The following is a 24594-nucleotide window of genomic DNA, read 5'->3' as shown; positions in this document are numbered from 1 at the left end:
CTTGGAGAAGGAAATGACATTAAGGTTAATACTACAAGAAGTCAACAGTAGTCCAGATCTGAGTAAGGAAAATTTAATTGATAGAATTAAAGATAAGCTGCAGCAGGAAAATCAACTTATATATGATGAGTGGAAAAAAAGCGAATTTGATATAAATTACACGTTTATAATACTCAAGTGCAATTTATTACTTATAGCAGCTGAAAATGGCTATGAAAAAGTAGTAAGATACTTAACAAAAAACGGAGCTAATGTTAATGTACAAGATGAATGGGAAAAAACCTCCTTACATTATTCTGCTCAGCATGGGCATACACAAGTAGTAGAAGTTTTGCTAGAAGAAGGAGCAGGCGTTAATGCACAAGATGAAGATAAAGGGACTCCTTTGCATTATGCTGCCAAACACGGGCATACAAAGACAGTGAAACTTCTACTAAAAAATGGAGCTAATATCAATCTACAAGATGAAGGTGAAAGAACTCCTTTGCATTATGCTGCTGAGCACGGGCATATAAAGACAGTGAAACTTCTACTAAAAAATGGAGCTAATATCAATCTACAAGATGAAGGTGGAAGAACTCCTTTGCATTATGCTGCTGAGCACGGGCATATAAAGACAGTGAAACTTCTACTAAAAAATGGAGCTAATATCAATCTACAAGATGAAGGTGGAAGAACTCCTTTGCATTATGCTGCTGAGCACGGGCATATAAAGACAGTGAAACTTCTACTAAAAAATGGAGCTAATATTAATCTACAAAATAAAAATAGATATACCCCTTTGAGTTGTGCTTGGCATAGTAAATATCCAGAAATGGCAAAACTTCTGCTAAATTATGGTGCAGACCCATCATGTATACATAGGCCTAAAGCTACAAAAGCAGGAGCCGTTGGGGTTGTTATATCTGCTGTTGTAGTTCCATTAGGACTCGTTTACGCTACTGCATTACCTGCACTAGCAATAGTTGGAATTACTGTGGCATCTGCACTGATCGTTGGTGGAATTTCCTATGGGGTTGCATATAAGTCATCAGAGCATTCATTAAACAGTAAGCTAAGTGAGGTTAGCTGCAGTAATGTTGATGGAAATAAACAAACTGTACAACCATAGTTACTAATTTACCACAGTAACTGCGCCGTGGCAGTGTTTGTACTTCTTCCCAGAATTACAAGGGCACTTGTCGTTTCTTGAGACTTTTGGAAGTCTGCTATTTCTCGCAGAATGTAACCTATTGCCTATCTCTTGGTTGTCTGCCAACTTAAAGTGTGCTAAGCGATGAGTGGTGAGTTCCTTCCATTTTTCAAGCATTGACTCAAACATCAAGAAAGCTTCGCGTTTAAATTCATTCAGTGGATCTTTCTGCCCCATGGCACGTAAGCTTATGCTTTGTCTTAAGCTTTCTAAAGTTGAAAGGTGCTCCCTCCATAAATGATCAAGTGTCATTATCATTACTTGCTTCACGATCGTATTCCACAAATCTGTAGTGTGCTGACTGTTGAAATATTTTTCTTTCTCAGTAAAAAATTCTTGTATCTTATCATTTATATAATTCAAAGCTTCTTGTTTGTTTAAAAACTTTGCTAAATCTTCTTTATCAAGCGTTATTCCATACCTTGTATGGAATTCTTTGACTATATCTTCAATATAATCCTCATAATAGCCACTTTGGATTATACCTTCTACTATGCTCTCATTTACTTCGCTATATACTTCAAGTAAATCATTAATTTCGTTGCCTAAGATATTGTTTCTCTGCTTAAAAATAACTTTACGTTGGTTGTTGATTACGTCATCAAACTTAAGCAAAGACTTCCGCACATCATAGTTTCTAGCTTCAACTTTCTTCTGCGCCTTCTCAAGTGCCTTATTGATCCATGGATGATGAATAGCTTCGTTATTCTTTAACCCTACTTTTTGTAAAAAGCTTCTCATTCTATCAGAACCAAATATTCTCATTAGATCATCTTCAAGCGATAAAAAGAACTTAGAAAGTCCAGGATCCCCCTGACGACCAGAACGGCCGCGTAATTGATCATCTATTCTCCTGCTTTCATGTCTTTCGGTTCCAACCACGCATAAACCACCAGCTTTTATAGCAATTTCCTTATCTTTTTTTACTCTTTCGACTATTTCTTGGTATTTTTTTTCTCTTTCATCAGCATTTTTTATCTTCTTTAGCTCTACCTTTGCAATCATTTCAGCGTTTCCACCGAGTTGAATATCAGTTCCACGTCCTGCCATGTTAGTTGCTATAGTGATACTACCTGGCACTCCAGCTTGTGCTATTATGTACGCCTCTTGTTCATGATAACGAGCATTCAATACTGAATGCTTAAGAGAATGGCTTTGCAAAAGCGCAGAAAGCTTCTCAGAGTTTTCGATGCTTACCGTGCCAACAAGGACCGGTTGAAGGCGTTTGTGGCATTCTTCTATAAACTTCAACACAGCATTAAATTTTTCTTTTCCTGTGCCATAAATTTCATCATCAATATCAACTCTTTTTACAGGTACATTGGTTGGAATTTTTACTACATTTAGTCTGTATATATCACGAAACTCTTCTGCCTCTGTTGCTGCTGTTCCAGTCATTCCGGAAAGTTTATTGTACATACGAAAGTAATTCTGAAATGTGACCGATGCTAAAGTTTGGTTTTCATGCTGAATTTCAAGATTCTCCTTCGCTTCAAGTGCCTGATGAAGACCATCGGAATATCTCCTGCCCTCCATCATACGCCCAGTAAATTCATCAATAATCACTACCTTGCCATCCTTTACTATATAATCTTTATCAGCAGTAAACAGCTTATGTGCACGTAATGCTTGGTCTATATAATGAGTCATTATCATGCTGTCAGTATCATAGAGCGAGGAATTTTCAGGAATGAGATTGTATGACCTGAGTAGTTCTTCCACTCGTGAAATACCATCTTCAGTAAGGAACACTGCCCTACCCTTTTCATCCACTTCATAATCAGAGTCAACTAATTTGGTTACTATTTTATTGATATGCTTATATATCTGATTGTTTTCCTCAATCTGGCCAGAAATAATAAGCGGAGTGCGAGCTTCATCAATGAGTATTGAGTCTACTTCATCAACTATTCCGTAGTGAAAGCCTCTCTGAACCATGTCTTCTTGAGAAAATTTCATATTGTCTCGCAGGTAATCAAAGGCAAGCTCGTTATTTGTGGAATACACGATATCTGCACTGTAAGCCTCTTTTCTCTCTTCGTCTGTCAAGTTATTCGTGATAAACGCAACAGAAACCCCAAGAGAATTATATAATTTGCTCATCCACTCTGTGTCTCGTTTCGCAAGGTAGTCGTTAACAGTTACGACGTGCACGCCTTTCCCTTCTAAGGAATTTAGATATGCTGCTAAAGTTGCAACGAGTGTCTTTCCCTCTCCTGTTTTCATTTCTGATATCATGCCGTTATGGAGCACCATTCCACCGATCAGTTGAACATCGAAGTGTCTCATATTAAGAAACCTTCGAGAGGCTTCACGCACAACTGCAAATGCAGGTACGAGAAGATCATTTAACGTTTTCCCATTTTTCAATTCCTGTTTGAATTCTTGAGTTTTACCAGCAAGCTCCTCATCAGATAAGCTCTGCATTTCTGTTTCTAATGCATTTATTTGCTGAACAATTTTCCTAAAGGATTTTATTATCTTCTTGTTTGTTGACCCAAATATCTTTCTTATAAAAAAGAATGACAACGTAAAAATGAAAAATATAAGAATGGCTGTCAAAATTAGCGGAGAATCTAGCATAAACTTAAGTAAAGTCTTATTTAATATGAGATTATATTACTAAATGCAGCCTACAGCAATGACATATTAGATTCGGGGAGTCTTTATACTTAAGATAGAAAACAAAATCAACCCTGTTCGGCACTGTTATCGAAATATTAAAGAATCTGTTGCATTATCTTAGGCACTTGGTGACTTTAATTTTTTATAGAAAGAAGTTATTCGTAGGTTTAGTAGGGTATGAATGTAGAAAATAAGCAGTCTGAAGAACTTGGTAATCCTAAATTTAAGAAGAGAGATGGCACATCAACAGGTGATCAAGGTCGTAAGTATGAAGTAAAATTATTAATGCTGTATCTACTTCATGGGTTAAGTAGTAAAATTGACTTTTGGTTAGCATCAAACATAGAAGGCTTTGGAGCCTTTGATGATATTTTTTTTAAATGTAAAGATCAGGAAAACAAATCGAGAGTTGTCTTGGCTCAAGCTAAGCACTGCAATACATATCGCCCTTCGAAGAATATTACTTTTGAAGATTTGTTTATTGATGGAAATGATAGAAAGCAACAGAAAGAAGATTTCGGGTTAAACAAATATTTTGAATCTCATCCTGAGATTAAGCAAAACCCTGAGTGTAAGGACAGTGATATCACACTTGTCATTCATACTAATGTTAATGTGAACTTAAAAAAAGGTGCAGAAAAACAAGGTAGCATAGAGACATTAGAGAAGTATTTGGAAGAGTCAAAGTTAACAAATGATAACATTTTAAGTATTTATGAAGGTCAAAAAGGAACGTGCTATAAAATAAAAAATCATATTGAACTGAAAAAATACTTCAGCTGCGGCAGTGAAGATGAAATAGAAGATTTTTTACTTAGAATAAGGTTTGTAGTTAATCAACCTAATCATTCAAAATCAGATGATATTATTAAGAAAGAAATAGGAAATGTATACAAAATATCAGGGGAAGAAGATATTGATACAGTTTTTGTCCGTGTATATGACAAGGTAGAGAAATGGTGGGCACAACAGGGTAGCAAAGTTTCTTATCTAACAAGAAAAGACGATTATTTTAGGGAAGTTATAGAACATCTTTATAGTCTCAAACCTAGAGAAGATCTATTTGAACGGTGGAACATTCCACCTAAAATAGCTAGTGGAAATTTCATTGAACGAGAATATCTCAATGAAGAAATAGTAAATCATCTAAAGACAAAAAATGAGCCAGTTATATTAACTGCTTTGTACGGGTTAGGTGGAGTAGGTAAAACACAGTCAGTGCTAGATTTTATTCAAAAACATGGGAAAGAATACAAGGCAATATGTTGGTTTAATGCAAAAGATGAAGATCAACTACTCAGTGAATATGTTAATTTAGGAAGAAAATTAAATATTATTCACGATGAAGACAACATTTCTATTGCACAGCGAGCTTATTATGTGAAAAACTGGCTAGAAGATTCTAAACGTGAAGGCTGGTTGTTGATTTATGATAATGTATCAAATTATGAAGTCATTTCTAAGCTCAGACCTACAAAAGGCGGCAAAATAATAGTTACGTCTCGTAATACTGAATGGCCACAAGGGAGTATAGGTGTAGACGTTTTTACTCCCCCAGAATCAGAATTATATGTTAAGAAAATTCTAGGCCAGGTTTCAGAAAGCGATAGGCCAAATATAGATATATTGGCAGAAAAGTTAGGTAGATTACCTTTGGCCTTAGCTCAGGCTTGCGCTTACATCAAAGAAAACAAAATGACTATCTCACGTTACTTAGAAATTTATGCAGAAAGGAAGCTTTATTTATTATCTCATAAAACACTACCTAAGGATTCTAACCATGAGCCTGTGTTTATTACTTGGGATATTACAATGGACGCAATTCGTAATGAGTCTAAACTAGCAAGCAAGTTGTTAGTAGCTTGTGCATATTTAGACAATGATATTCCTAAAGATTTGTTAAGAATATTTCCTGAGATTGTAGAGAACAATTCTGAAGAAAAACCTTTTGAAGAAGTATTAGGTATATTATTGAGATATTCGATGCTAGTGTCCAATGAGCAGAGTAGTAGTGTTTCTATTCACTGTTTAGTACAAGATGTAATTAGGCTAAAGTCAGAGGAAAGTGGAAAAATTAAAAAAGATATAAAAACCGTTTTTCAATTATTAAAAGAAAGTTCCCCTGATGACAGTAACAAATTAAAAAATTATGCTAAGGAACAACAATTATTACCACATTTAGAGGCGTTCTCATCATATATAGATGATTGGCTAGAAAACAATCCTTTGGAAAAACAAATACTAGAGGAGAATTATCTTGCAGATTTGTTAATATGGATAGGTAATAGACACATTAGCTTAGGTAATGTTCAGAAAGGCAAGAGTTGCTTGAATGGTCTTCACCTGTTTTTGAGAAACACTATGGCTCTAATCATTTCATAGTTGCTAAATTACTGAAAAGCTTAGGTGCCGCTTATAGGTTTTTAGGTCATCCTAAGAAAGCAAAAGAGTTGCTTGAACGGGCTTTACCTATCTTTAAAAGACATTATGGACCTGATCATCCTGAAGTTGCTAAACTACTGATAAACCTAAGCGATGCCCATGGTGCTCTAGGTAACCACAAGAAACAAAAGGAGTTGTTTGAACGGGCTTCATCCATCTTTAAGAAACATTACGGCCCTGATCACCCGGAAGTTGTGAAACTACTGGCAGAGCTAGATGATATTTAGGTTTTTAGCAATACTAGATTAACAATCACTTATTTTATAATCACACTTCCAAAACTAATCTATTTGGATCTTCTATATAATTTTTTATTTTAACGAGGAAAGTCACTGCTCCTTTGCCATCCACTATTCTGTGGTCGTAAGAGAGGGCAATGTACATCATAGGTCTGATTTCTACTGCATTGCCCACGGCAACTGGCCTATTTTGTATTGAGTGCATTCCAAGTATTCCAGATTGCGGAGGATTTATTATCGGAGTAGAAAGGAGTGAACCGTATACTCCGCCGTTTGAGATAGTGAATGTTGCGCCTTCCATTTCTGATACTTGTAATTTACCCTCGCGAGCTTTTTTGCCAAGAGCAACTAAAGTCAACTCAATTTCTGCAAATGACATCTGATCAGCATTTCGAATAACTGGTACAACAAGACCTTTATCGGTGCCAACAGCAACACCTATGTCATAGTAATGTTTATATATGATCTCATCGCCTGAGATCTCAGCGTTAATTTCAGGGATCTCTTTCAGTGCTTGCACCGCTGCCTTTATAAAAAACGACATAAAACCAAGTTTTATTCCATATTTTTTTTCAAAAGTGTCCTTATATTTTGCTCTTAGATCCATGACATTTTTCATGTCAATTTCATTGAACGTGGTCAGTATTGCAGCAGTATTTTGCGATGCCTTCAAACGAGCAGCAATTACTTGTCTTATTTTGCTCATTTTTACTCGTTCCTCTCTTTGCTCTCCACTCACTACACTTTTTGGCAATTCATATTGTTTTATTGCAGGCTGTTCAGCTTTGTTCATGTGGCCTATCACATCTGCCTTTGTTACTCTGCCTCCCATGCCAGTTCCTTTGACACTTTCTGCATTAATTGCATTTTCTTCCATAATTTTGCGAGCTGATGGAGCATCTTTTTTAGCAGAACTTTCGCTTTTATCTTCTTTTCTCGCTTCCTCTTTTACTTCTCCCACAGAAAGCTTCGCTAACAATTGATCAGGACTTATCACATCATCTTCCTTTACGAGAAATTCAGTTATTTGCCCTGAAGCTTCTGCAGTTAATTCGAGTGCTGTTTTGTCAGTCTCAATTTCAAAGATCAAGTCATCTACTTTTACTGCTTCTCCAATATTTTTCTTTATTTTTACTATACCTTCCGTAACTGACTCACCACCAAGAGTTTTTGGCGCTCTGATTTCTATAATTTTGCTCATAAAACAACTTCCGTATAAAACTTTCTATAGATTTATACATGAAAAGAGACATATAATAAACTAATAAATTCATTGAGGCTTTTATCATTTAGAAGTGACAAACGGATAATATACTCCCAAATGTCATTCCAGCGCGTGATGCTAGGCCATCTTGACACATTTCGCCAACCCCGTCTCTCGGCTATGGTATTGCTAATCAAACAATGACTATGCAAAAGACCTAATAACATGTATAATCCATAAATAATTTTTGAGGTAGATTGTGAAACTAGGTGTTAATATTGATCACGTTGCAACCCTCCGCAACGCACGCGGAACTTCCTACCCAGATCTATTGAAAGCAGCAGAAATAGCCATTGACGCTGGAGCAGACTTTATTACTGTACACTTACGAGAAGATAGAAGGCATATTAGAGATGAAGACGTATTTAACCTAAAAAAAAGCATTAGCACTGAGCTAAATCTTGAAATTGCAGCCACGGAAGAAATGCTTAAAATAGCAAAAAAGGTAAAACCCTATTCGATTAGTATAGTACCAGAAAAAAGAGAAGAATTAACAACCGAAGGTGGCCTGGATATCATTAATATGCACAGCAAACTTTCTAGTATAATAGAGGAAATGCATAGCTCTAGCATAAAAGTCTCACTGTTTATCGATCCAAATATTAATCAACTAAAATATCTTGAGAAGCTAGAGATAAAACCTGACATAATAGAAATTCACACAGGGGATTACTGTGATAATCCATCAGAGAAAAAGTTACAGTTAATTACTAATGCTGCAGAGTACGTCAATAAATTAGGAATAGAATGCCACGCAGGACATGGCATAACTTATAAACACGCTAAGAAGATGACAAGAATACCTCACATCTCAGCTCTTAACATAGGCCACTATTTAATTAGCGAAGCTGTATTTTATGGCTTACACAGCGTAGTAAAAACAATGAAAATGATAATGTCTAACTAACTGCTGCTTTTTCCTTCTCATTTAAAATACTTAAAAGAGTTTGGCTTGCTTTAAATTTTACCCTTGTCTTTTCAGGAACAGTCATGATCTCACCATTTTGGGGGTTACGACATTGTTTCTCCTGACTTATAGCAGTAGAAAATGTTCCTATTCCATGCAAACGTATTTCACCTTTCCCATGCAGCTCATCCTTTATTATTTTAATAAACGCATCATGAATCTTGCTCAAATCAGATTTTGTTATATCTATATTCTGACCAGAACAATCTTCCTTTAATTGTTTTATTATATCTTCTTTACTCATAAATTACCTTAATATTGAAAAATCACACAAATAGCATATTATGTTGACACCGATAGTCAACTAAATTCATCACAAAAATAGAGGATATTATATACTTTTGCAAATATTTGTATAATACTTACAAAAAAACACCACTATGAAATAACTATCTCTTAGAAAATTGACACTTTTTCCGAGCTTTATGTTGACCATATTTCTTACGTTCAACAACACGCGAATCTCTAGTTAAGAACTCACCATTACGTAATATAGAATGCAAATCTTGGCTTACACTACTTAAAGCTCTGCTTATTCCATGAGCTAGAGCACCTGCTTGACCAGATAGCCCTCCACCTTTTACAGTTGCGAATACATCATATTTGTCTAACGTAGAAGTTGCTACAAATGGCATTTTCACTATTTGGCACACTGACTCTCTTTTAAAATAAGAAATTAGATCGCCTTTTTTGTTAACACTAAATTTTCCACTTCCCGGCTTTATCCATACTCTTGCTGCAGATTCTTTTCTTCGGCCTGTAGCATATAAACGACCAAGCGAATCAGCTGCTGATTTAATTGTCTTTTCTGACCAATCATTATTATTTATTGTAGAACTCTTCATTTTTACTCCATTACTTTTTATTTTTACGATTCAAAGAGGCAAAATCTATCTTTTCAGGTTGCTGCCCTTGATGCTTATGCTCTGAACCAGAATAAACATACAAATTTTCAAAGCGTCTACGCGCCATAGGGCCATCATCAAGCATCCTTTTCACTGCCATTTTTATTACACGCTCAGGAAATTTGCCATTTAAAATATTATCTGGAGTAGTTTTCTTCAAACCACCAGAATAACCTGTATGCTTATAGTAAATTTTATCTTTAAGCTTCTTCCCGGTAAAATGCACCTTTTCTGCGTTGATAATAATTACATTATCGCCACAATCCATATGAGGTGTATACTCAGGTTTATGCTTTCCACGCAATAGTGTCGCTACAAATGCTGCAAGCCTTCCTACCACTAATCCTTCTGCATCTATGACAAACCATTTTTTGTCGATTTGTTTCTCTTTTAAGAAAAAAGTTTTCATTGTAATTTAACTAAACAATAGTAAGCTACTATATACTTAATTTCTCAATAGTGTCAACAATATTAGTTATTGATTATTAAAGTAATTTATGTTAGTAATTGAGCTGCGCAACCAATATGCACAGGAAGTAGAATGTTTCGATTGATTATTACACTTGCGATCATTTTTAGTACTATAAGTTGCTATGCAACCGATGTGGGAGAAGTTATAAGCAAAGCGATCAAAAATAGCTCAAAAATAAAGTCTCAATTTTACCAATATAAAAGCGCAGAAAAACAGCTTAAGTCTTCTGGGTTAGCTGGATTTTTACCTGACATTAGTTTGCAGTACAATTTTGATAGTAATTTTAATCTTTATAATCAACCTAATTTACCTGGAAAACGTCTGATATTAAGCCAAAGGATAATAGATGGAGGTGGCACCTTTGCCACATTCAGTCGATCAAGTCATCTTCTCAAAGCAGAAAAAATGCGATTTCAGCAATTAAAACAAGAGGTTGCACTTAATGCTGTGAAAGCATATGTTGGTGTTTTACAAAAGACAGAAATATTAAAGCTCAGAGAACATAAAGAACGCGTTTCTTTGGAACATTTGTCAGCTATGAAAAAACGCTTTTCCCTTGGAGAAGTTACTAACGCTGAAGTTTTGCTAGCAAAAGCAAAATTTTCGTCTTCTATATCCGAAAGAGTTGATGCTGAAGGTAAATTAAAATTGGCAAATATTGCTTATTATCATTTGATTGGCGAAGATGCTGATGACCTTTCTGAAGCTAATGATAAACTACCTTCTGTCCCAGAGCTAAATGAATGTTTACAATTAGCAAAAACCAATAATTTATCTCTAAAAGCAGCAGTTTATCAAAAAAGAGCAGCCGGAATGGAAGTGATCGCTGAAAGCTCCAAGTGGCTTCCTTCTTTAAATCTAAGCGCAAGCAAAAATTTTGGGAATGATGGTGTAAAATTAGACAAGCTATTAGAAAATGTTCATATAGTTTTTACTCTTGATGTTCCAATCTTTAAAAAAGGAGCGAATGCTTTTGGTGTCAGTAAAGCTAAAATGGATGCAAAAAAATCTACCTACGATTATTATGAAACGGTAAAAAATATAGAACAAGCAGTTGTAAATGCTTGGAATAATGTGCTAACAGCAAAAGCCATTATTAAAGCAAGTCAAGAAGCGGAAAAAGCAGCAGCTTTAGCATTGGAAGGAGTTGAGCAAGAGGTAAACTTAAGTTTAAAGAGTACATCTGACCTTTTGGACACTGAAGATGCATTATTTAAAGCACGTTCAGACTTAGTTGAAGCAAAAAGCAATTATGTAACTAGTGTTTATAATTTGCTTTTTATAATAAATAGTATAAATCTCTAAATTTAATGGTATTAGCACTATGCATGATGAACAAGGCAATCAATCTGTAAAGGATATTCTAGAAGATATAAAAAAAGCTATATCGGGTAAAAACGCAAGTAACGATAAAGCAGAAATAAAGGATGAAAATGATGATGTGCTATGCCTTGAAGAAGAGTATCCAGAAGACATGGAAGAAGATGGCAAAAAAGAAAATGGTAAAGAAGAGAACATTGATAATGATGACCAAAGTGAGGAAATGGCTTGCAACAACAACCAATTTAATGGCCATAGCTACAATTCAGAAGAAAAAAAAGACATTGATTTGTACGATAATATCCAAATGAGTAATAACAAAGCGAGTAATAGCGGCTTACAAGCGCAAAATAATGATCATCTAGTTTTAAAAGAGAATATGGAAGAGATCAAAGCGCTGCTTGGAAAAATGCAAAACGAATTGCAGCATAAACAACAAAAAAGAGCGAATCTTACTGTTGAAGAATTAGTTACATCTCTTTTAAAACCTCAGCTCTCAGAATGGCTGAATAAATATCTACATGCACTGGTAAAAGAAGTAGTTGAAAAAGAGCTCAAAGATATAATCAATAATAAGTAGGGTATTAGCAATAAAAACTAGAGTAAAGACGGCTAGAGGCAGAAAACTATCTTCAACAAGGTGGCTACATCGTCATTTGAATGATCAGTATGTGCGAAAAACTAGCAAGGATGGTTATAGGTCACGCTCAGCATATAAGCTGGTAGAAATGGATAATAAATTTAAATTATTCCAAGAAGGGCAAAAAATTATTGATCTTGGTGCTTCTCCTGGTGGATGGTCACAAGTCGCGTCTCAGAAAGGTGCAAATGTAGTTGCTCTTGACATGAAACCAATGAACGCAATTAATGGAGTAGAGTTTATACAATGTGATATTATCAATGGGCTTGAAATTTTAAGAGAAAAATTCAAGGATCAAAAATTTGATGTAATTTTATCTGACATGGCGCCCGAATCTTGTGGTTTAAAATCGTTGGATCATATCAGAATTATGCTTTTATGTGAGGCAGCGCTCAATTTTGCAAAGCATTTCTTGAGCCATGGTGGCACGTTTGTAGTAAAAATTTTCCAAGGAGAATCTGATAAAGATTTTTGTAACGAGCTAAAAAAAATGTTTAAAACAGTAAAATATTTTAAACCAAAGTCAAGTAGATCTGAATCTACAGAAATGTATTTGGTAAGTTTAGGCTTTATTGGCAGCAGACCTCCTATATAATATTAACCCAGGTAGCCCGCAGAAGTGAAAAAACTTCCTTGACAAACTCCGCCAGCCCCCTTATCATGAAACTGAAGCTATTTATTTATCTTCTCTGTACAGATTAAATGACAAAAAAACTCACGTATCTGGCGTCTCATGTTTAATTTTTTGCACTATGTGCACTCTATGTCTTTATCAAATTTCTAGGTTTTTACCTACACAAGCTGAAATACGCTATTTAAAACATTAAAAAACGCCAACTTAAAAAATGGATAGTGAATAATTAGCTACCCTAGGGTTTCTTTTGCCTTTTTTTCTGTTTAGTAAATTTCTTAATGTTTATAATTTAGATTAGTTGCGGCTTAAAAGCAACTGAATCGCGGTTATTAAACGTTTAGAATAAAAAAACGCCATACTTGAAAGTATAATGTAAGTAATTAGCCAACCATGGGGCTTCTTTTGCCTTTTTTTCTACTTGGTAAATTTCTTAATGTTTGTAGCTAAACGACAATCGTCATCCCGCTGCTTGTTAGCGGGATCTATGCTAAGGAGATACCGCGGCGGTATGACGGGTTAAGTAGGGTGTCATTCCAGTGCTCCTTTTTTTGTCATCCCAGTGCGTGACACTGGGATGACACCCCACTGGTGGCCCAAACTACAACGTTCGTACAGTTGTGTGCTTGACACTGGGATCCAGGAAAATTGATTGTAAACGAGCAAACATTTTCGGTAAAATTACCAAAAAGCTGGATCCCAGACTGGGATGACAAGAAGAGGGTACTTGGATAAAAGGCATTGCCCTCCTGGTAGGCCCAAATTGCAATGTTCGTACAGTTATGAGTTACACAGTAGTGTGAATTTTTTACTTCGGTAGTTTTTCATTATCATTATAATCATAATAGTAGTTGAGTTTAATTGATATGAAAACTTTTACGAAAAATTTTAAAAATAACGAAAAAAAGCTAGAGGAGTTTAATAAGGAAATTGAAGATATAACAACTATAGCTCAAGATAAATTTGCACATGAACTTGAAAATATCGCATATGACAGTGTGCAAAAATTTCGCAGTCTGCTTGCTAAAGAGTTAAACTCCATCTTCAATAATATTCATTCTCAAAATGTTAATCTACTAAAATCCAGCCTAGTTGAATATGCTATAAGTTCAAATTTTATCAATAAAAAAGGAGAAACAGCTTTAATACGTTCTCTTCTTAATATATTCATACGATAAAGAATTTATAGCATAATCGTGGTGTCATGAAAGTAGCTCTGTACGAACATTTGTTTGCGAAGAAATATTATAGCCAGTTTTGCCTCAAACACAAAGATGTCATCCCAGTGCCCTGACTACTTGGATCCAGAAATTTTGATTAGAGATTAAGTTGGTGAGCACGAAAGTGACTAACCTTATATTAAAAATAACATCTTTGACAGTGAAAGGCTGGATTCCAGTGTCAAGCACTGCCATCATAAAGAAACCAGTGTCAGCCACTTGGATGACACCGTCATAAAGGAACCAGTGCTCCTTTTTTTGTCATCCCAGTGCGTGACACTGGGATGACAGAAGAAGGTGCTGGGATGACAAAATAAGGAGCGTTAGAATGACAAAAATATATTTATAAGGAGGGTTATCATGTCAACAAGATCTACTTCACCAAGAATACATGTGCAACGTAAATCTAAGCCTGAATCTTTTCCAGTTACTTTAGAAGAGGTTAAATCTTTTTTACGCATTGAGAACGACCAGGATGATAAATTGATTTCAAGTTTAATTTTTATGGCAACTGATTACGCTGAATGGCATATGGAAAAGTCACTAGTAAAGCAAACATGGCAAGTTTCATATGAAGATTATGTACCTCGTAGGATCTATTTAAGCTATGGCCCTGTGAGTAAGATAGTATTGGCTACTGCAATGATGTCTAAAGGTCAAGAGAAGAGAACACTTAAGTATTATTTTAGTGATGTAGGGGGCTACGTTGAGTTTTTCAATTATTTGAATGCAATAAGAGTTGATGTTGTATACGAGGCTGGCTATGACAATGTTCCTGAGCAGATAAAACTAGGTATTATGCGGCATGTTTCTGCTATTTACAAAGATCGTGAATCGGGGGTAAGTAGCCATTTGTCTGAAGTGAAGAAGGTGTATTCTCCATTTCGCGAACCAAAGGTTGTTTTGTAGCTCTTTCTTGTCATCCAAACTGGGCTACCTACGTCATATCGTCACGGTATCTCACATAGATCCCGCTAACACGTAGCGGAATGACAGCAGTCCTACGTCATACCGTCACGGTATCTCGGCTGCTAACAAGCAGCGGGATGACGAGTTTGTATCGGGAAACGCTGCTTATGTTTTAGCTATATATCTTTCGAGGATTAATCATGGAAAAAATTCAAGCTATAAACGAGTTGTACAATAGTATTTATGCAGCACTAAAAGCAAACTCTGATTTAAGGAAATATGTTACTAATACCAATTCTCAATAATAATGAGACAAATGAAAAAGAGTGCTTTCCGCCTATAACTGGAGGTTTAAGTGAATTTATCGTATATTCTATTTGTCTTCCCAATAACGAAGTTTGGTATAACATTTATGACTACTTACCTAAACAGGTCACCATTCCTTACCTGAGATTGCATGTAGTGAATTATAATAATCTGCACATGCTGTCCAATTTTGCTACAAAGGCAAGATTTTCATGCGACATATATACCCATCATATAGGCAGTATGTTTGCCATTATAAGGCATATTAACTTGATACTTAAGAGTATTAAATATTCTGATAATGAAACTATTTTGGAAAGTAATTGTGCTATGAGTCAGCACGATGAAATTTTACATTCAACAATTAATTTTGATATTTTAATGAAAGGAGGCGATAATGAGCAAATTACAGCTAAAAATTAAAGATCATGACAATAATTTTATTGTGTTAAATAATATACGAAACCTAAGGTTTACTTTGCGTAATAACAGAGAAGAGGTGAAAGATATTTCTTCTTTTGGCTGGAGAAAAGTGCTCGATTGTGCTGGAAGCAGACACATTACGATAAAAATTAATGGAATTTTAGACTCTGTATTAGCTGATGAATTATTACGTAATTCTGCTATATTAAACTCTAATAATGATTATGAAATTAATTTTAACACTAAGGAAAAGATCAGATTACGGTGTTCAGTTGAACTGTATGAGAGATATTATGACCCCGCTGCTTTTGACAGTTTTACTGTAATTTTAGCGAGTGCTGAAGTTGTAAACGCTTTTCATTAATGTTAATTTAATTTTTTCATATACAATAGTAACTGGTGAGAATTTTAACTAAATTAAAAAAAATCATGAACGACAAAAACCTTTTCGAGGAAGACGGTGGTAATATTGAAGAAAATAACAATGACAGAAGAGAGAGAAGTTTAGAAAATGAAAATCAAGAAGAACAATACAAAGAGGAAGATAAGCAATACATCATACAGTATATTCAAGACTATTTAAAAGTTTTTGAGGATATTCTAAATCAGATCGACGAAGGAATTGATAATTTGGATAGTTACGAAAGGACTATGCAAATAAAGCGAAGCATAGACAGGCTCATAGAGACTTTATATAGTCAGGCTGCGTCTGAAGATATTGATGCAGAATTTGAAACCACAAAGCATACTCGCGATAAATCAGAATCTATGAAAAGGGTTAGAGAGAAAAGAAGGAAGCAAGCAATAGAAGAAGTATTAAGTAGCATGTTTGCCCAGCAACAAAAGGAGCTAATGAACGCTAAACACTTAAGTCATGGACATGAAACAGCACATGATGATGAAGCAAAAAAACGAGTGAAGTCTTCAATCAGGGGAGTGTTGTTTTCGGTGATTGCTCATAGGATGGATCCAAGAAGGAGAGCAGGGGAAACTGCTGACGATAACGAAAAGCAAGCTCATATATATGGCAGGGAAGCAGTTGGTGGAGCTTTAGGTGCATTGTTAAAAACATTTTTAACAGCAGTTACTGCCGTTGTGCGCGAAATTGCTAAGCCACTTCAGCATATCAGCAAACAGGAAACATCTTTTGCAAAACAAGTTGAAGAAAGCAGAAACGCAGATTCACAAAAAGGTCGATCTGTGTAGACTTTTCCTTGTAATAATCTTTCGATTCTACTGTCTGTTAATTCATAATTAGGGTTATATAGCTAACTGAAAAAAGGTTACCCCAGAAGGGATAAAAAGGTATAAAATGGCTTTAGATAAGGTAGAATGATGCCAAAGTGAGGATCTGAGGGAACGTGTTTTGAAAGTAGTAGACGAGAAAAAAATGACTATGGAGAAGATAAGCAAGAGAAAAGATAATTGAAAAATTTGGCAATATGTGCAAAGACAAAGATACTCGCCGGATTTAAATCCAATTGAAAAGTTATGGTTTGCCATCAAGCATGCCATAAGAAAAGCTCTGCAGAACTTTTGGCCCGATATCAATTCAGCTATTGATTTTAGCACTCGGGGAAACCTTACTTGGGTTAGCTATAGTTTGCTTGCTCACAAGCAAACTTTCCTGGATCCAAGTAGTCAAGCTACTCGGATGACATCATCCCTAGTGAATATTGCTCTTAATTTGTAACTAACCTAAGCTATAAATGTTAAGAAATTTACCAGGCAGAAAAAAAAGGCAAAAGAAGCCCCGGTTACTATCTATTTTCAGTATTAACGAAAAATAAAAAGGGTAATACCAAACTTCGTTATTGGGAAGACAAATAGAATATACGATAAATTCACTTAAACCTCCAGTTATAGGCGGAAAGCACTCTTTTTCATTTGTCTCATTATTATTGAGAATTGGTATAAGTTAGTAAATCAAGAAGGAAGGGAAAGTAGAATAAAAGAGCTAGGAAAAGTTTTGCTTTGCAGAGAACGTGGAGCAAAGAGATCTAACGTATTATATTTTCAATAACAGGGCAGATTTTCAACAGTATAATGACATTCTGGGTGCTAACAGCGATGGGTCAGAGGGGGTGATCGTAAACAATCGTAATATTGTAACATTCAGATCACGTGCTATGGATAATATCTTAGCTCATGAGATAACTCATTTATTGCAAGCTAAATTTGCACCACAAGCAATTCGAAGTTTCGCTAGTCAAACACCTGAGGTAATACCGTTTTTTATTGGAGAAAAGGTAGAGAAATTGAACAACGAAAAAATGCAAGCAGCAAAATCTTCAAGTGAAGCAGAGAATGGGCGACGCAGCCGTCGTTCTATAGATCAATCCCACATAGAACCACCTTTCTCAACTAATTCTGACAATCAGGCTTTAGCTCCTAATACAACAAGAGCGTTACCTTCACTAAATCTTGAATCAAAGATAAAGAACAATCAGGCTACAAGTGGAGCAAGTAAGCCATCTTCATGGGTAAATGTTTTTGCTAATACTATAGTAGATGCTGTTAAAGGTATTTCTCAGTTTATCTCTTCTCCTTTTAAGCCAGCTATAGATATGAAGCATTCCCAACCTTCTAAAGCTATTACAACTCAAGGTATTGATACAAATGGTACACTTCTTTTATTAGATGTATTTATAAGAAAAGTTACAGGCCAAAAGTATATTTCTAACAATATAAGAAGTATTTCTAAACAGGAAGCGCAAATTCATGCATTACCTATTGCAAAAGAATTTGAACAAGCATTAGAGGGTGCTGCTATTGAGTCAGGAATACCAGTTACAAATCTAAAATTTAATCCTGTAGAAGTATTCTTAAAGGTGGCCGGGCAAATAAGAAGTGGTAAATTCTCTGAAATATCAAAAACCTTATACTCATCTGCAAAAGAAGCTTGTCCAGAGTTTGAACAAACTGGTGAGTTTCTAGTTCATGTGAAAAGCCATCTAGAAGAGTTTTTGGCTAAAAAGGAAACTGTATTTCTACAACAAAAGCAGACTGCAGATCAGCCAACATCTAGTGTTTCAAGGAAAGTAGTTGCAATGGAGCCATCTAAAAAGCCTGATACCTTCTTAAGCGATACATCAGTAGTTAAAGGCATAAAGCATGTTTTAGGGCTATGAAATCCCTCTTTTGTGAAGAGCTTAACAAAAATGGTTAAAAAGTATTTTCTTCCTGAAGTTGTTTTATTTCAGCTTTAGGAAGACCGGTTGTTTGGGAAATGACGTCAATCGAGATACCAGCCTTAAGTAGGTTTTTTGCGACTTCAATATCCCTATCTTTTCGACCTTCCGCTCTGCCTTTTTCATGTCCGATTAGGATGCCTTCATTAAGTTTTTCTTCAAGGGTAGATAAATAATCATCGGTACGTTTCTTAGCTTGATCATATGCAAGACGTTCTTCTTTACTCCAATTATATTGGTTTAACTCATCATAAGCCCTACCAATAATTACATCACTACCTATTATTTTTTTTAGATCCTCTTCGCTCGTTTCATCTGCGTGCTTAAAAAAATAGATCCATTTTTCAACAATATTTTCTAATTGATCTTCTTTTGTTTTGTTAAACTTTGGTAGCTCTATGAAAGTGAAACTAAAGTCTTTGAGATCATGTTCAAAGGTCATCTTATCAAAAGTCACGTGATCAGACTTATAAGCCAGCTTATTAGGAAATAGGATAAAATCAGCAATAGCAATAAAGATAACCCCTTTAAGGTCATGATACTGATCACCTACATCAGCTTGACTTGAATAAGCTTTGGCAGCGTAATATTGGGCACGTTTTTCAAAACCTCTTGTTTTAGCGACTTGCATCTCAATTATGGTTTTGACCCCTGTAGAATCAACACAGAGAACATCAACAATACTTTGCTTTTGAGAGGCAATAACAGGGTCTTGAATGGGACTGAGAAAGGAGACATCTTTAATCTGGTTGTCATCAGTAAGATCTAATATATCATTAAGAAAGTGAATAAGAATGTCTTTGTTCTTTTCAGTACCAAATATTCTCTTAAATGCATAATCATTTCGCACATTGAGAAATTTCGAAAAAGCCATGAGAAAGTAAGTTAAAAAGCATTAATAATTATACACAATTCTGAAGAAATATTCAACGTTTTTATGCTGAGGTCTATTAAAGTGGTAAATTTAGCTAAATTTCAAGAGTTGGCAAAAAAACTACCTTCATAGATGACCCTAGAATGCTACTACGCACCTTAGATGTCCTTTTTGTACATCTTTTTATAACCCCCTCATAAAGTGCCTAAAACCCCCAGCAAATGAATCTCATGAGTTTAGTGGTCTTAAACATACCTATTTAAAGTGTGAACTTCTCATTTTAGCTTGTCACAGCATAGGCATTTAATATACTAGTTTTCAGCAAAGGTACCAATATGCTAGCAAAATTTCTATCTAAAACTTCTAAAGGAGATTTATGGCAGGCTACGAAAAAGAATGACTGCTAGCATACTAGACCACAAAGTAGGACAGAAAGTAAGAAGTTGTAGGCTAGCAAAGAGGTATACTCAAAAGGATTTAGCGGAGAAAATCGGGGTAAAATACTGGGTAATACTTCATTACGAAAAAGGAAAGCGTAAAATTTCAATCAGAAGGTTATATAGCATCGCAGAAGCACTATCAGTTAGCATTATAGATCTTATTCCTGAACACACAATATCAAATGAAGAAAGTTATCTCGAGAATGAGATATTAGATCTAGTAGAAAAGTATGAGAAAATTGAGAATCAAGAATTACGTAATGTAGTTTATTCATTAATTACATCTGCACAAGCTAGCAAGGAAAATAGTAGAAAAGTGGCAAGAATAGAGGTGGCAAAGAATCTAGTTAAAGCAGGAGTTTCTGTTGAAATAATTTTCCAAGCAACGGGCTTATCAACTGAAGAATATAGTAATACAGAAGAAAAAACTGATTCTGCAGACTATAGCTACTATCGTTGTAATGCGCGTGTTATGATTAATAGTCACGATAAATGTAGCAATAAATATATCCGTGCAGATATGTTAGAAATGGTTATATGGGAAGAAGTAAAAAGTTTGTTAAAGAACCCAGAGAGGATTAAAAAGGAGTACCAAAGTAGAGCTTCAGAAAAGAAAAATGATGAATCATCAGATGAAGAATTTGCAAGAAGGGAAAATCAAATAAAAGAAGGTATCGAAAAACTTATGGAAGATTATTATAGTCAAGAAAATGCAGGAGAAAAAAAATATATAAGTGAGGGAGAATTTAAGCGGACAAAAGAAAAACTTAATGAACGTTTGAAAGTGGTAGAAAAAGAGAAGAAAAAAGTTATTGATCAAAAGACACTACAGGAGAGAATGAGCATTATTATCAATAGCATAAAGGGTTTTTATTCTAGTGTTAAATCGAACCTAGACTACCTAGATTGGCAAACTAAACGTGGTATTGTTAGGACATTGATAAAGCAAATTAACATTGGTCTTGATAAGGTGGAAGTAGCATTTCGGATCAAAGAACTAGCGCAGGAGGAGAATTTGCAACATTGTATTAAACGCGTTGGCGTTTTTTAAGTCTTAAACACTACAATTTAGCTGCTTTTAAATGCAACTAACCTTAGCTTTAATATTTAAGAAATTTACCAGGCAGAAAAAAAAGGCAAAGAACTCCCGTGGTGCGAGTTTTGACCCTATAATAATTTAAACTGGCGCTGTAATAATGTGCTAACGCTTAAAATAAGCGCGATTTGGCTGAATGTAGAAAAAATTTAAAAGACATGCAGCCGCTATAATTTTATGTAATCCGCCAAAAAATACCCTAAGTTTTTTACTGAATTTTGTCATTGAGCCTGCAGGTCAAAAACAAGTTTTGAGTCATAAATACCCTTATTGTCATAATAAGGGGGCTGGCGGAGTTTGTCAAGGAAGTTTTTTGTTTCCACTGAATGACAGTTGTGGCTTGGGAGGTAGTACAAGAAATCTGTTATTTTAATTGTGTGAAATTTAGTTTTGTGTTTCATAATATTATACAATCAAATTGATAAAAGCTGTATTATCTCCTTGCAGCATTAAGTGTATATTTTTTGCTATTTTTTCCACTAAGGGAGTAACGTTATCAAAATTTGAAAATTTTGATAATACATAATCTGCTAAGCTTTTTTCATCTTCAGGTCTACCCACCCCAAATCTCAAGCGCCAATAATCATTACCAATAAAACTATCTATGGATTTAAGTCCATTATGTCCAGCAGAGCTACCACCTTTCTTTATTTTTATTCTTCCAATTTCCAAATCAGCGTCATCGTGTATGACAACGATATTATCTAGCGATAATTTGTAAAAGTTTCGTATTTTTGCAACAGGGATGCCTGAATTATTCATAAATGAATAAGGCTTTATTAACATGATTTTATTATCATTAATTATGCCAGAGGTTATTAGATAATCGGCTTTTTTAGAAAACGACTGGAAATTCCAATATTTGTAAATTTTATCAACTACGATGAAGCCGATATTATGATGAGTTAACTCATATTGACCACCAGGGTTACCAAGTCCAACTATCAGATGCACTATTACTCTGTTTCTGCTTGAGGTTCTTCAACGTCACTATCGGCAGCAGAAATTGTAACAATAGTAAAATTTTCTTCTTCATGAGCTACAAACTTAACACCTTCTGGTAATTTTACATCATTAATATGTATAGACTGGCCAATCATTTTACCGGATAAATCAACTTCAATAACCTGAGGTATTTTATCAGGAGAGCATTTAACAGCAATAGAACGACACAAAACATTAAGCACTCCACCTAACTTGATCCCTGGAGCTTTACTTTCATTCACAAATGATAGAGGTATGTCTATTTTAATTTCGCTGCCTTTATCAACAAATTGAAAATCAACATGTTGCACAGTATCCTTTACTACATGCAATTGGATATCGCGAACAAGAGCATATTCCTTTTTGCCCGAAATATTCAGCTCTATCAAATGTGCAGAAAGAGAGCCTGATTTATATTGCTTCGTGAATTCCTTTGCAGACAATGTTAAATTTACATTATCATGACCCTTTCCATATATGATTCCAGGGATGTTTCCTTTCTTCCTTAGAGAATGCATCGCTTTTGTTTTTGTTATATCACGTAACTCTGCATTAATTGTTACTATTTCTTGTTGCGTCATCGATTACTCCTATTCAGCTAATCCTTTTAATATAATTTAATAATAATATAACATAAAAATATTTATTTCAAACTTCATTCTTTCATACTAATTGTTTGTGAAAGGATTTATTTAGATGTATATTTAAGCTTATTTAACAAGAACTATGGGCATTGATGATAAAGTAGTTTTTAGGATTTATAAACCAACAAAAACTGCAACACAATCTGGTTTAGGTAATACAAATCTCTGGCACCTAAAAATTGAATCTGGTTCTTACTACATTGAACCTTTAATGGGGTGGGTTGGCTCAAAAGATCCAAAAAAACAGATTGTATTAAAGTTTGATTCTCTTGAAAAAGCAGTATTCTACGCAAAAAAACGCAACGTTAAATACGTAATTGAAATGCCAAAAAATGTTAAGAGGCTGCCAAAATCTTACGCAAGCAATTTCATACTAAAGTAAGGTTTATTGTGGTGTGCTTATCTGTAAAAGATAAAGCTTAGTATAACCAATTTAACTCTGGGTTTTAAGTTGTGCTAACACACTGCGGCCATTTAAAGAGTCAAGATTTTTAACCTGGCTAGCCAGTATTAAAGAGTTATTTTTTAGGTATTTCTTTACAAGGCTTGCAAGTCTTTTTGGATTATTCAAATAGCTCCACTCTGCTTGTAAAACTTTTATATCACTTTGTACTAAACTAATTTCACTTTTTATTTTTATTAGCTCTCTATTTAATGACTGAACATGTAGTTTTATCTTAAATAGTCCTACAATGCTAAGAAAAAACATAACTATTGAGATGATGCAGAAAGTTCTCATGACAACTTCTGTATAGCTCTTAGTTTTGCTGAGCGTGAACGCGGATTTGCACTTACTTCTTCTATACTTGCTTTGATCACTTTTTTATTTAGAAGAGAGAATGTCTTACAATCAGTAGATCTTGGCTCACATAGATCTTTAAAAAAAGTTTTGACTATACGATCTTCCAAAGAATGAAAGGTGACAACAATTAATTTGCCATTCTCATTTAAAATTTCAGATGCAGCTTTAATGCCCCTCTCAAGTTCTCCCAGCTCATCGTTTACCCATATTCTGATTGCCTGAAATGTTCTGGTTGCAGGATCAATTTTGCTTTTTCCACGGAACACCACAGAACGTACAATGTTCGCAAGCTCAAATGTAGTTTTGATAGTTTTCTTCTTCCGTGCACTTACTATTGCTCTTGCGATTTTGCGAGAATGATGCTCTCCTCCGTAGTTATATATAGTATTTGCAATTTCTTCTTCGCGTAAAGCGTTAACAAACGTTGAAGCGTTTATATAAGAAGAGTTATCCATGCTCATATCGAGTGGACCATCATGTAAAAATGAGAACCCTCTATCTCCGTTATCAAGCTGCATAGATGAAACTCCGATGTCAAAAACCACCCCATCCACTCCGTTTGATTTCATTCCAGCGCGTGACCAGTTATTTTTTCCAGTATCAAGTACTGGGATGACAGGAGATGGCTCAACGCTGCTTAGTATACTTTTAATATTACTAAACTTCTCAATGAATAGTTTTATTCTATCGGGATATCTAACGCTTAAATCATCATAAAACTTAGTTACCGTTTCATCTCTATCAATTGCATATACCTTGCAATCAGCTGACTCCAATATTGCTTTGCTATACCCTCCAGCTCCAAATGTGGCGTCCACGTATATACCACCATCCTGCGGTGATAGTAGTGATAGCATCTCTTTTAACAAAACTGGAGTGTGTGTCATAGTGCTCCATCAAAAGACTCTGTGCATACAAATAAAAATAGCTTCCCACTAAAACATATGGAAATATATAGGCAATAATATAAAAATACTTGAATATAGTCAATGATATAAAAATATTAAG

General features: G+C 34.9%; 26 protein-coding genes and 2 pseudogenes. 17 read left to right on the top strand and 11 right to left on the bottom strand.

What is annotated here, in order from left to right:
* Positions 1 to 13: 13 nt before the first annotated feature.
* Complete coding sequence (locus tag ABWU75_RS05660) at positions 14 to 1111, top strand: ankyrin repeat domain-containing protein (RefSeq protein WP_353286789.1); 1098 nt, start codon at positions 14 to 16, stop codon at positions 1109 to 1111.
* A gap of 3 nt (positions 1112 to 1114) precedes the next feature.
* Here ABWU75_RS05660 and secA read toward each other — a convergent pair whose 3' ends face one another.
* The gene (secA, locus tag ABWU75_RS05655) at positions 1115 to 3775 is read right to left on the bottom strand and encodes a preprotein translocase subunit SecA (RefSeq protein WP_353286788.1); all 2661 of its coding nucleotides are present in this window, start codon (positions 3773 to 3775) and stop codon (positions 1115 to 1117) included.
* 219 nt (positions 3776 to 3994) lie between these two features.
* Here secA and ABWU75_RS05650 point away from each other — a divergent pair, with 219 nt between their 5' ends.
* The gene (locus ABWU75_RS05650; RefSeq protein ID WP_353286787.1) at positions 3995 to 6199 is read left to right on the top strand and encodes an NB-ARC domain-containing protein; all 2205 of its coding nucleotides are present in this window, start codon (positions 3995 to 3997) and stop codon (positions 6197 to 6199) included.
* Positions 6142 to 6486 (top strand): tetratricopeptide repeat protein, encoded by a 345-nt coding sequence (locus ABWU75_RS05645; RefSeq protein ID WP_353286786.1) that lies wholly within the window; start codon positions 6142 to 6144, stop codon positions 6484 to 6486. The genes ABWU75_RS05650 and ABWU75_RS05645 overlap by 58 nt, the downstream gene beginning before the upstream one ends.
* 40 nt (positions 6487 to 6526) lie before the next feature.
* Here ABWU75_RS05645 and odhB read toward each other — a convergent pair whose 3' ends face one another.
* Entirely contained in the window at positions 6527 to 7699 is a 1173-nt protein-coding gene (odhB, locus tag ABWU75_RS05640) for a 2-oxoglutarate dehydrogenase complex dihydrolipoyllysine-residue succinyltransferase (protein WP_264732269.1), read from the bottom strand.
* Positions 7700 to 7961: 262 nt separating this feature from the next.
* Between odhB and ABWU75_RS05635 the strand changes: the two genes are divergently transcribed.
* A complete protein-coding gene (locus tag ABWU75_RS05635; protein ID WP_253309395.1) occupies positions 7962 to 8669 on the top strand; it encodes a pyridoxine 5'-phosphate synthase in 708 nt (235 codons plus the stop codon).
* On the opposite strand, the gene ABWU75_RS05630 is transcribed toward ABWU75_RS05635, so the two are convergent.
* The 3 genes from ABWU75_RS05630 to rplM form a co-directional block, all read right to left on the bottom strand.
* Positions 8662 to 8973, bottom strand: a complete 312-nt coding sequence (locus tag ABWU75_RS05630; RefSeq protein WP_264688310.1) for an HU family DNA-binding protein — start codon at positions 8971 to 8973, stop codon at positions 8662 to 8664. The two genes, ABWU75_RS05635 and ABWU75_RS05630, sit on opposite strands and share 8 nt — an antisense overlap.
* Positions 8974 to 9118: 145 nt before the next feature.
* Positions 9119 to 9574 carry a 30S ribosomal protein S9 gene (gene rpsI / locus ABWU75_RS05625; protein WP_353286785.1) on the bottom strand — a complete coding sequence of 152 codons (456 nt, stop codon included), beginning with the start codon at positions 9572 to 9574 and terminating at the stop codon, positions 9119 to 9121.
* 10 nt (positions 9575 to 9584) lie between these two features.
* Positions 9585 to 10043, bottom strand: coding sequence for a 50S ribosomal protein L13 (rplM, locus tag ABWU75_RS05620; RefSeq protein ID WP_253309391.1), 459 nt, complete (start codon positions 10041 to 10043; stop codon positions 9585 to 9587).
* Between the two features lie 132 nt (positions 10044 to 10175).
* Between rplM and ABWU75_RS05615 the strand changes: the two genes are divergently transcribed.
* The 3 genes from ABWU75_RS05615 (at position 10176) to ABWU75_RS05605 (ending at position 12661) form a co-directional block, all read left to right on the top strand.
* Complete coding sequence (locus tag ABWU75_RS05615; protein WP_264732273.1) at positions 10176 to 11411, top strand: TolC family protein; 1236 nt, start codon at positions 10176 to 10178, stop codon at positions 11409 to 11411.
* Positions 11412 to 11430: 19 nt separating this feature from the next.
* Entirely contained in the window at positions 11431 to 12006 is a 576-nt protein-coding gene (locus tag ABWU75_RS05610) for a PopZ family protein (RefSeq protein WP_264732275.1), read from the top strand.
* A gap of 76 nt (positions 12007 to 12082) precedes the next feature.
* The gene (locus tag ABWU75_RS05605; RefSeq protein ID WP_264736312.1) at positions 12083 to 12661 is read left to right on the top strand and encodes an RlmE family RNA methyltransferase; all 579 of its coding nucleotides are present in this window, start codon (positions 12083 to 12085) and stop codon (positions 12659 to 12661) included.
* A gap of 590 nt (positions 12662 to 13251) precedes the next feature.
* On the opposite strand, the gene ABWU75_RS05600 is transcribed toward ABWU75_RS05605, so the two are convergent.
* A complete protein-coding gene (locus ABWU75_RS05600) occupies positions 13252 to 13413 on the bottom strand; it encodes a hypothetical protein (protein WP_353286784.1) in 162 nt (53 codons plus the stop codon).
* Between the two features lie 150 nt (positions 13414 to 13563).
* Between ABWU75_RS05600 and ABWU75_RS05595 the strand changes: the two genes are divergently transcribed.
* The 8 genes and pseudogenes from ABWU75_RS05595 (at position 13564) to ABWU75_RS05560 (ending at position 18686) form a co-directional block, all read left to right on the top strand.
* The gene (locus tag ABWU75_RS05595) at positions 13564 to 13875 is read left to right on the top strand and encodes a hypothetical protein (protein ID WP_007548422.1); all 312 of its coding nucleotides are present in this window, start codon (positions 13564 to 13566) and stop codon (positions 13873 to 13875) included.
* A 402-nt stretch (positions 13876 to 14277) separates the two neighbouring features.
* On the top strand, positions 14278 to 14826 hold the full coding sequence (locus tag ABWU75_RS05590; protein ID WP_353286783.1) for a head-tail connector protein: 549 nt from the start codon (positions 14278 to 14280) through the stop codon (positions 14824 to 14826).
* A gap of 200 nt (positions 14827 to 15026) precedes the next feature.
* Positions 15027 to 15113, top strand: a pseudogene (locus ABWU75_RS05585) (DUF3168 domain-containing protein); the annotation flags it as partial.
* Entirely contained in the window at positions 15106 to 15555 is a 450-nt protein-coding gene (locus ABWU75_RS05580) for a DUF3168 domain-containing protein (RefSeq protein ID WP_353286782.1), read from the top strand. The pseudogene ABWU75_RS05585 and the gene ABWU75_RS05580, both read left to right, overlap by 8 nt.
* Positions 15530 to 15919 carry a phage tail tube protein gene (locus ABWU75_RS05575; protein WP_182159821.1) on the top strand — a complete coding sequence of 130 codons (390 nt, stop codon included), beginning with the start codon at positions 15530 to 15532 and terminating at the stop codon, positions 15917 to 15919. The genes ABWU75_RS05580 and ABWU75_RS05575 overlap by 26 nt, the downstream gene beginning before the upstream one ends.
* Positions 15920 to 15984: 65 nt before the next feature.
* Positions 15985 to 16761 carry a hypothetical protein gene (locus ABWU75_RS05570; RefSeq protein ID WP_353286781.1) on the top strand — a complete coding sequence of 259 codons (777 nt, stop codon included), beginning with the start codon at positions 15985 to 15987 and terminating at the stop codon, positions 16759 to 16761.
* 253 nt (positions 16762 to 17014) lie between these two features.
* A pseudogene (locus ABWU75_RS05910) lies at positions 17015 to 17116 on the top strand (IS630 family transposase); the annotation flags it as partial.
* Positions 17117 to 17684: 568 nt separating this feature from the next.
* Complete coding sequence (locus ABWU75_RS05560) at positions 17685 to 18686, top strand: latrotoxin-related protein (protein ID WP_353286780.1); 1002 nt, start codon at positions 17685 to 17687, stop codon at positions 18684 to 18686.
* A 34-nt stretch (positions 18687 to 18720) separates the two neighbouring features.
* On the opposite strand, the gene ABWU75_RS05555 is transcribed toward ABWU75_RS05560, so the two are convergent.
* Entirely contained in the window at positions 18721 to 19620 is a 900-nt protein-coding gene (locus ABWU75_RS05555; protein ID WP_264732295.1) for an Rpn family recombination-promoting nuclease/putative transposase, read from the bottom strand.
* Between the two features lie 396 nt (positions 19621 to 20016).
* On the opposite strand from ABWU75_RS05555, the gene ABWU75_RS05550 reads away from it, so the two are divergent.
* Positions 20017 to 21111, top strand: coding sequence for a helix-turn-helix domain-containing protein (locus ABWU75_RS05550; protein ID WP_264732297.1), 1095 nt, complete (start codon positions 20017 to 20019; stop codon positions 21109 to 21111).
* A 450-nt stretch (positions 21112 to 21561) separates the two neighbouring features.
* Here ABWU75_RS05550 and pth read toward each other — a convergent pair whose 3' ends face one another.
* Both pth and ABWU75_RS05540 read right to left on the bottom strand, forming a co-directional pair.
* On the bottom strand, positions 21562 to 22110 hold the full coding sequence (pth, locus tag ABWU75_RS05545; protein WP_253309378.1) for an aminoacyl-tRNA hydrolase: 549 nt from the start codon (positions 22108 to 22110) through the stop codon (positions 21562 to 21564).
* 2 nt (positions 22111 to 22112) lie between these two features.
* Positions 22113 to 22721, bottom strand: coding sequence for a 50S ribosomal protein L25/general stress protein Ctc (locus ABWU75_RS05540; protein WP_250295275.1), 609 nt, complete (start codon positions 22719 to 22721; stop codon positions 22113 to 22115).
* A gap of 145 nt (positions 22722 to 22866) precedes the next feature.
* Here ABWU75_RS05540 and ABWU75_RS05535 point away from each other — a divergent pair, with 145 nt between their 5' ends.
* A complete protein-coding gene (locus tag ABWU75_RS05535) occupies positions 22867 to 23166 on the top strand; it encodes an ETC complex I subunit (RefSeq protein ID WP_253309377.1) in 300 nt (99 codons plus the stop codon).
* A gap of 51 nt (positions 23167 to 23217) precedes the next feature.
* Here ABWU75_RS05535 and ABWU75_RS05530 read toward each other — a convergent pair whose 3' ends face one another.
* Together ABWU75_RS05530 and rsmH are read right to left on the bottom strand one after the other, a co-directional pair.
* The gene (locus ABWU75_RS05530; protein WP_096617865.1) at positions 23218 to 23523 is read right to left on the bottom strand and encodes a hypothetical protein; all 306 of its coding nucleotides are present in this window, start codon (positions 23521 to 23523) and stop codon (positions 23218 to 23220) included.
* Positions 23520 to 24473, bottom strand: coding sequence for a 16S rRNA (cytosine(1402)-N(4))-methyltransferase RsmH (gene rsmH, locus ABWU75_RS05525; RefSeq protein WP_253309686.1), 954 nt, complete (start codon positions 24471 to 24473; stop codon positions 23520 to 23522). The genes ABWU75_RS05530 and rsmH overlap by 4 nt, the downstream gene beginning before the upstream one ends.
* Between the last annotated feature and the right edge of the window lie 121 nt (positions 24474 to 24594).

Origin of the sequence: Wolbachia endosymbiont (group A) of Anthophora plumipes, assembly GCF_964028115.1 — a bacterium.
In the GTDB taxonomy this organism is placed as follows: Bacteria; Pseudomonadota; Alphaproteobacteria; order Rickettsiales; family Anaplasmataceae; genus Wolbachia.
Note: the sequence above shows the minus strand (reverse complement) of the source record. Positions and strands in the feature narration are given on the sequence as shown.